Source organism: Nitrospirota bacterium (genome assembly GCA_013388455.1).
Classification (GTDB): Bacteria; Nitrospirota; Thermodesulfovibrionia; order Thermodesulfovibrionales; family SM23-35; genus JACAFF01.
The window spans coordinates 49016-56484 of sequence record JACAFF010000014.1 but is presented as its reverse complement, the minus strand read 5'-3'; the positions used below and the strand labels follow the sequence as shown (position 1 = coordinate 56484).

Sequence of the window (7469 nt, the reverse complement as noted above, 5' to 3'; positions counted from 1 at the left end):
TTTTTTTTAACAAAGCTCCTTTTGTTTTGATTAATTTTTCACTTTTTAAAAACAATTTTGATATAATTTACCATATCTTTTCGGAGGTGATTATGGATCAAAAATTTTTTGAAGAGCAATTCTCTGCACTAAAGAATCATATCGACGCAAGGATGGATAGTCTGGAAAAGAGAATGGATAGTCTGGAAAAGAGAATGGACTCTGTAGAAAGGATTATCCAGAAGATGGGTATCGAGATAGAGGCTATAAGGACAGATGTTAGATTGATCGCGGAAGGGCATGTAATGCTCAATGAAAAATTTACACGATTTGAATCAGAATATATCAGACATGCAGCAGAGATGAGACACGATGTTTTGAATCTTTATAAAATAACTTATGGAGAATTAGAACGAAGGGTTAAAGCCCTTGAGGCTGTAAAATGAAATTATAGTTTATTTGTTCTTATAAAAGCTGGAGGACAAAGATGCTATAATATTCACGGTAATGAATACTATCAATACATTAAAAAATCTCCTTAATAAATTTATAATACATCCAGAACCACCAATAAACACAAACATAAAAAGATACATATTGGCCATTTATCTATTCGGTTCTTTTTCAAAAAACTCCCAAAAAAAAGATTCTGATATAGACCTTGCATTTGTCTTTAATGAACTCTTTTATAAAATAGACCCTTTTATTGCACTTCAGCAGGCTGAACTATTATCTATTAAAATAAGTAAGAATATTAAAAGACTTGTTGATGTAGTGGTGCTTAACGGCTGTTCTCTTTCTTTTGCATATTTTACCGTGAGGAACGGGATATGCCTTTATGAAAAAAACTCTGTAGAAAGAATATTATACGAGGTATCTTTGGATAATAAATATCATGATTTTAAGCCATTCATTGAAGAACTCAGAGAATTAAAGAAGGATAAAGTTAGTGGAAGAAATTAAGGCAAAGATATCAGTTATTCAAGAAAGGGTTAGGAGATTATCAAAGTTTAAAAAAATATCTTTTGAAACGTATCTGAAAGATATTACTGTTAAAGATGCCATAGAGAGGAATATCGAAGTTGCTATACAAGCCTGCATTGATATTGCAAAAATAATAATTAAAAAAGAAGGCCTGCGAGAGCCTGAAGATAATAAAGGGGTATTCGTCGTTTTATCAGAAAACAATATTATTAGTGAAAGTTCTTTAAGATTTCTCATTCCTATGGCTGGAACCAGAAATATACTTGTTCATGGATATGAAAAAATAGATGATGCAATTATTTTCGGCGTTCTTAAAAAACACTTGTCAGACTTTAATACTTTTCTGAAAGAAATAGAAGAAAGATATCCTAAAGAAATTAAAAGAAAAAAAAGAAAACCTTGAGATTGCCATGCTCCCTACGGTCACTCGCAATGACACTTCCTTTATTCGTCATTGCGAGGGGCATAGCACCGAATCAATCTCTTCATTTAACATTTACTCTTCATTGCGATTCCAAACTTGATTCGGATAAACAATCTCTCTTGTGCTTGTTAATAATTATACTCTTTCCGGTTTGGTAATAGCCTGACTCATCAGAAAACTTAAAATATTTTTAATACGGGCATAGTTCAAACATAAAAAACCTTTCTGTTCAAAAGTCTGTGCAGTTAACATCGCACGCTTTATATCCTGAACAGTGCCCAGATATCGAGGAATATATTTACTAAATATCGTTATATCCTCTTTAGCCCTTTTTTCGATATTTCTATATTCAGCAATTTTAGAAGAATGTAAAAAGAGACCCAGTAATTCGGGTATGTGAAGCATATTTGTTCCTTCGGCTATTCTAAGCCAGAATTCCCAATCTCCTGATGATGTAAATGACTTGTCGAAGAATCCATATTTTTTGTGAAGAGATTTTCTCCACATGGGCTGAGGACCTATAAAACATTGAAGGGTTAATAGTTCTCTACTATAATCCGGCTGTCTGAATGTGCCTATAGGTGTATGTTTTGAAAATGTTTCATTTTCTGTCGCTGTAACTATAACATCTGCATATATAAGACCAATATGTGGATTCTGGTCAAGTATCTCAGACATAACTTCAAGAGCATCGCTACGATGTCTGTCATCAGTATTGGCATTTGTAATATATTTACCAGATGCTATTTTAATGCCTCTATTCCATGAAGCATAGATGGTCTCACGTTTAGTACGTAAATAAACTATATTTTTAAAACGCTTTCTGAATTGATCAACGATATTTTTCTCATTCTGCTGTGAACCACTGTCGATAACTACTATCTCAAGTTCTCCTTTTTGATATAGTGTTTGATTCACAAGATCTTCAAGGCATCCATGCATAAATCGCTCAGAGTTGTAAGTGGAAACTATAGCAGAAACCTTAATCTTTTTATCAGCTACATCAACCTCGATATCCTTATGTTTCAAAGGTATAGAAATCTTCTCTATTCCCTTCAATGCGTGTGCTATTTCCTCATCATCTGGATTTTTTTTGAGATAGGCCTCATAAAGATTTTTTGCGGATTCAATTTGTTCTAAAGTTGTCAATACTTCTCCGCATTTAAGAACAATTTCACGGTTATTGGGATTAATTTCTAATGCATTTATAAGATAATCAAGCGATCTATCAATTTCTCCTTTTTCCCAGAGAGTTGAACCAAGTTTCAATGAAAGTTCCGCCTTAAGATTAAGCAACTCAACCGAATTAGGATTTTGATTCAAAGCTTCTGTAAGGAAACGTTCTGCCTCATCAAATTCTGCCAGATTTATTAACTGACGAATAGTATTAATTTTGATATCCACTTTAATAATAAACCCTTACGGTAAATTTTAACCGCCCTTTGATTATTCTTTATATTATTTTTTGTAAGTCTCCCATATCTGCTGGATTCTTTCCTGTCAAATAGTCTATTATGCTTTCTCTTCTTTCGAGCAAGTACTTTGTCGGATTCAAAGCCCTGTCTCTTTCAAAATCCAAATTATGTGTGCCTCCTGCTCCAAAATGATCAAGATATGAAGTTACAGATGTTAAAACTGGTCTGTCCAGATAGGCTATAACTCTGTAATCCCAGTTAAAGTCGGCCTGATAATCTCCAACATTATCAAGTATCTTGATGATTGTTTCTACCATTTTTTTGTCAAAAAAAATCGACACCCCAGGCGATGTTCTTTTTAAGAGAATAAAATTGTTTTTGAAAAGAATGACATTTGGTTGCATATGATGTATGGTGTTATAAATGCAAACTGGGAATTTTCTTTCTCCAAGTTCGTATAAGAAAATTAGAACTTTTATAAAGCTCGGGTCATGAATCACATCGTTATCTGTCAGATAAATAAAATCAAAATCTGATTGAATGAATTTTCTTAATTGATAAAGCCTCAAATTGTTTATTCCCATTTTATTTGGTAATTGAATTACTTCATCCGCGTATTCAACAAGAAATTGGTTGTCAAACTCAGTAGAATGATCATTATAAACTTGTAAAAAACATCTGGAAGTCTTATAACGTTGAATCTGGGATAGACACAATTGAGTTATTTTTTTTCTGTTAAAAACAGGGACGGAAATTAAAATGCTCTTATCATATGAATTTTGATTCATTGCCTCAATAGCTTCTTCAGGATTTTCCAACCTGCTGATTTTTTCTATTGTCGATCGATACTTTGTATCATCACTTAATTCGACAGCATTCTCACCCCTCTCAAGAAGTAATATATCAAGCACCAAATCTTTTCCTGCTAAAGGATGATTTGCATTAAGCACTACCATTCCATCGCGTATGTCTGCAATCCAGAATGATAATATTTTCCCATTATGTTGCTTTACTTGTAATACCTGCCCTATTTGTAAATTTGCGGGAAGTTCTATCTTAGATTTTATAAAAACAAGTTTCGGGTCATAAGAACCAAATGCATCAGAAGCACTTATTTGAATAGACTTAAACTCATAAGGAAGCATAGTCTTTACAGCATTTTCTAAACCACGAATAACTTTTCCTTCACCGGGCTTAAAGACTACCGGCCCATTTATAAATGAAAAGTCGCATATTGATCTATCTGTCAATCTTATAACATAATGAGCCCTTACAAAGTCATTTTGTTTAATCGAAACTTTACTATAAAGAGCATACGCTTCTTTTGAAGATGCAACCTCATCATGAATAGATTTTCTTTCGTCTTTTTTCTCTTCTGATATCTGAATCAAATTATTTCCTTTAGACAATGCTCTCAATTCTTCCACAACCCTTCTGATCACCGAATCCCAATCCCTCATCTTAGGTTGGCGAAATAATCTCATCGTTGGATACCACGGACTGTCTTCCCTATCAAGCAACCACCGCCAATCAGGTGCATATGGTAATAATGTCCATACAGGCTTACCCAATGCCCCTGCTAAATGTGCAACTGACGTATCAACCGAAATTACTAAATCAAGATTCTCTATTATTGCTGAAGTGTCTGAAAAGTCTTGAACCTCATCCATTAAATCAATAAGCTTCATTCTATAAGGGGGATTTTTTGCCTGCTCTGAACCCCTACCTTTCTGTAAGCTGTAAAACACAATATTATGGAGATCTCCCAATGGAGCAAATTGTTCAAGATTAATCGAACGAAACATATCTTTTTTATGAGATTGACTTCCAGCCCAAGCTAATCCAACTTTAAGGTTTGTTCTGGCACTTTTAAGCTTCTCAGCCCACTTTTTAATTAACTCTCTATCTACTGAAATATATGGAACTTTTGAAGGTATAGAATTTAGATCTGTTTCAAAAGCCAGAGGAAGACCTGCAAGTGGACAATGCACATCAAATTGTGGAAGAGGATCGCCCTCTGTTACAATCTCAGAGATGCCCTCTACACTCTTCAGAAGTGATAAAAGGACTTTCTGGACTGCAATAATTACTCTCCCTCCCCGTTCTACAATTAGAGGAGCATAACGTACAAATTGAATGGTATCTCCAAACCCCTGCTCTCCGTGAATATAAATCGTTTTCCCCTCAAGGTATGAACCATTCCATAGGGGCTGTGGAAATTGAGGTATTTGGAATTCTTCTAACCCCCACCGCCACATATATTCATACCATCCCCTTTTAAAATCACCCAGAACTAATCTGGCAAAAGACAAATTGAAATGTGCAAGAGCATAATCTGGTTTTATCTCTATTGCTTTTTGCAAATACTGAATTGCCTCACGAGGTTTCCCGATATCAATAAGACAAGTCCCTATATTAAGCCAATTCTCTGCAAGAGTCGGTTTAAGTTTCAATGCTCTTTTATAATATTCTATGGCATCCTCTATTAAACCTTTTTGGTAAAGAGCACTTCCTATGTTTCCCCAAGCTTCAGACATATAAGGTTTAATCTCCGATGCTTTCTTAAAACAAGCTAAAGCTTCATCTAACTCTTTTTTTCTCATTAAAACTAAGCCGAGATTGCAGAGGCCCTCGGTGTAAAGAGGATTTATGGATATGGATTTTTTAAAATAAGAGATGGCTGAATCATAATCCTTTCTTTTGAAATAAATCAATCCGAGAAGATTTAAAATATAATGATTTTTATCCTGGCGCCTTAGTATTTTTTTACACAGAAGTTCTGATTTTTCAAAGTTTCCAGAATTATAATGTTCTAATGCGGTTTTAGCAGCAAGCTCTACGTTCATAATATATTGATACTAATAATGAACAATTTGATTATCTTTAATTAACTAATTATAATAAAGCCCTTTATGTTTTGTCACCTGATGCTACTTCCACACAATCAAGCTATGGCTTAGAATTACTTAATTCACCCATTACCAAGGATGGAGAGGTGGTGTATGCCATTGCGAGGGGCATTAGCCCCAAAACAATCTTTCTTTATTCACTCTAAAAAACTCCTGTAAGCAGATTCTTGGCTGCATGGAATTCGAGCAAAGGTCTATCATCAGTATTTAAAGGAATATTTGAATTATTTGATAAAAATTCCTTAATCTGTAATGGATTTTTGGATAACACAAATATGAGTGGGAATTTGCCTTTATTAAGGGTATGAACTCGCTCTATTATTTCATCCGCGTTGAATTTAAAAGGCTCATTAGAACCAACAAGTAGCAGATCAAGAGAGTGCTTTACTGCCCAGACATAAACATAATCAAATATAGACCCAAAAGTCTTTACCATCATACTTACATCATTATCAGTTAACTGATAATAAGGCAACCATTGACAAAAAACTCCACCTGAGTTAAGTTTTGATGCTGCAATTTTATAGAACTCCTTAGTAAAAAGATTACCTACCGAAGACTCTGTAGGATAGGATGGCTCTGAAGATATAATGTCGAATTTTTTATCTGTCAACAAGAGGAAATTTCTTGCATCATTTATCGAAATAGTTACATTATCCAATAAGCCTGGATGCCCAAATCTTTCAACAGCTTCGATAACTCCTTTGTTTATTTCCACAAGATGCATTTCTTTAACATGTTGTTTAGCTGCCTGCAGGGTAATACCTGCACCAAGTCCGATTGTAAGAAAAGATTGTGGATTACCATGGGAAGCAATTGGAAGATACGCAAGTAAAAGGGTATTAACCATATCTATATATGAAGAACCCTCTATCTTACCACCAACCTGTAATACAAGAAATCCATCTTTATCTCTCCACGCCTTCACCCTACCCTCCATAAAATCTTTATCCATAAGAACAACTGAATCTTTTCTCTCTTCTTTTATCTGCGAGTAACTTTTGTAGCGCTGGGCTATATAATATGTTATTGGCCATTCTTCTTCCCTTGAAATTAGTGTTAAAAAGAGTGGAGTTAAAATGAGCAATACCAAACCAGCAATAATAGAGCCTTTGAGACGCGCTTTCGATAATAATGTCATTGTAAAAGCTACAGTAATATTCAAACAAGCTGCGATTATAGCTGCTAATTTTACTCCAAAGATTGGCATTAAAATGAAGCCTGCTGAAAATGAACCTATAATAGCACCGAATGTATTAAAAGAGTATGCACTTCCCACCCACCTGCCAATTTCATCCATAGAGCTTGTAACTTTTTTACTCACTACCGGAAATGTAGCACCCATTAATGTTGTAGGGATAAGCATAATAGCTGAACATAAAATGAATTGAAATATAAAATATACGGTAGGGGATAGATGAAACATTTTATAAATCTTGAAATAAAGGGGTGGCATTAAATGTATAAGAGGGATCGTAATGAGTCCAAAAATACCTATACCCAATTCAAGCAATCCAAAGGTAATCAAAAGATTTTTATTTCTGTCTGCAATTCTTCCACCAATAAATCCACCTATTGCAAGACCTGCCATGAAAGTTGAAAGCATTGTAGACAATGCATATGTCGTGGAGCCTAAAATGATCGAAAGTGCTCTTGTCCAGACTACTTCATAAATAAGGGCTGCAGCACCTGAAAAACCAAAAGCTATAAGGACAATATAATTCATTTACTAATTTAATTTAAAATTAAATACTTTTT

General features: G+C 34.3%; 6 protein-coding genes. 3 read left to right on the top strand and 3 right to left on the bottom strand.

The window, feature by feature from the left end; genetic code table 11:
• Positions 1-92: 92 nt before the first annotated feature.
• The 3 genes from HXY53_03680 to HXY53_03670 all read left to right on the top strand — a co-directional run bounded on the left by HXY53_03680 (position 93) and on the right by HXY53_03670 (position 1366).
• The gene (locus HXY53_03680; GenBank protein NWF75667.1) at positions 93-425 is read left to right on the top strand and encodes a hypothetical protein; all 333 of its coding nucleotides are present in this window, start codon (positions 93-95) and stop codon (positions 423-425) included.
• 61 nt (positions 426-486) lie between these two features.
• Positions 487-942, top strand: a complete 456-nt coding sequence (locus tag HXY53_03675) for a nucleotidyltransferase domain-containing protein (GenBank protein NWF75666.1) — start codon at positions 487-489, stop codon at positions 940-942.
• On the top strand, positions 929-1366 hold the full coding sequence (locus HXY53_03670) for a DUF86 domain-containing protein (GenBank protein NWF75665.1): 438 nt from the start codon (positions 929-931) through the stop codon (positions 1364-1366). The genes HXY53_03675 and HXY53_03670 overlap by 14 nt, the downstream gene beginning before the upstream one ends.
• Before the next feature lie 156 nt (positions 1367-1522).
• Here the strand turns inward: HXY53_03670 and HXY53_03665 are convergent, their stop codons facing one another.
• The 3 genes from HXY53_03665 to HXY53_03655 form a co-directional block, all read right to left on the bottom strand.
• Positions 1523-2791, bottom strand: coding sequence for a glycosyltransferase (locus HXY53_03665; GenBank protein NWF75664.1), 1269 nt, complete (start codon positions 2789-2791; stop codon positions 1523-1525).
• 49 nt (positions 2792-2840) lie between these two features.
• A complete protein-coding gene (locus HXY53_03660) occupies positions 2841-5648 on the bottom strand; it encodes a tetratricopeptide repeat protein (GenBank protein NWF75663.1) in 2808 nt (935 codons plus the stop codon).
• A 205-nt stretch (positions 5649-5853) separates the two neighbouring features.
• Positions 5854-7437: a fused MFS/spermidine synthase gene (locus tag HXY53_03655; protein ID NWF75662.1), complete on the bottom strand. Its 1584-nt coding sequence runs from the start codon at positions 7435-7437 to the stop codon at positions 5854-5856.
• Positions 7438-7469: the final 32 nt, after the last annotated feature.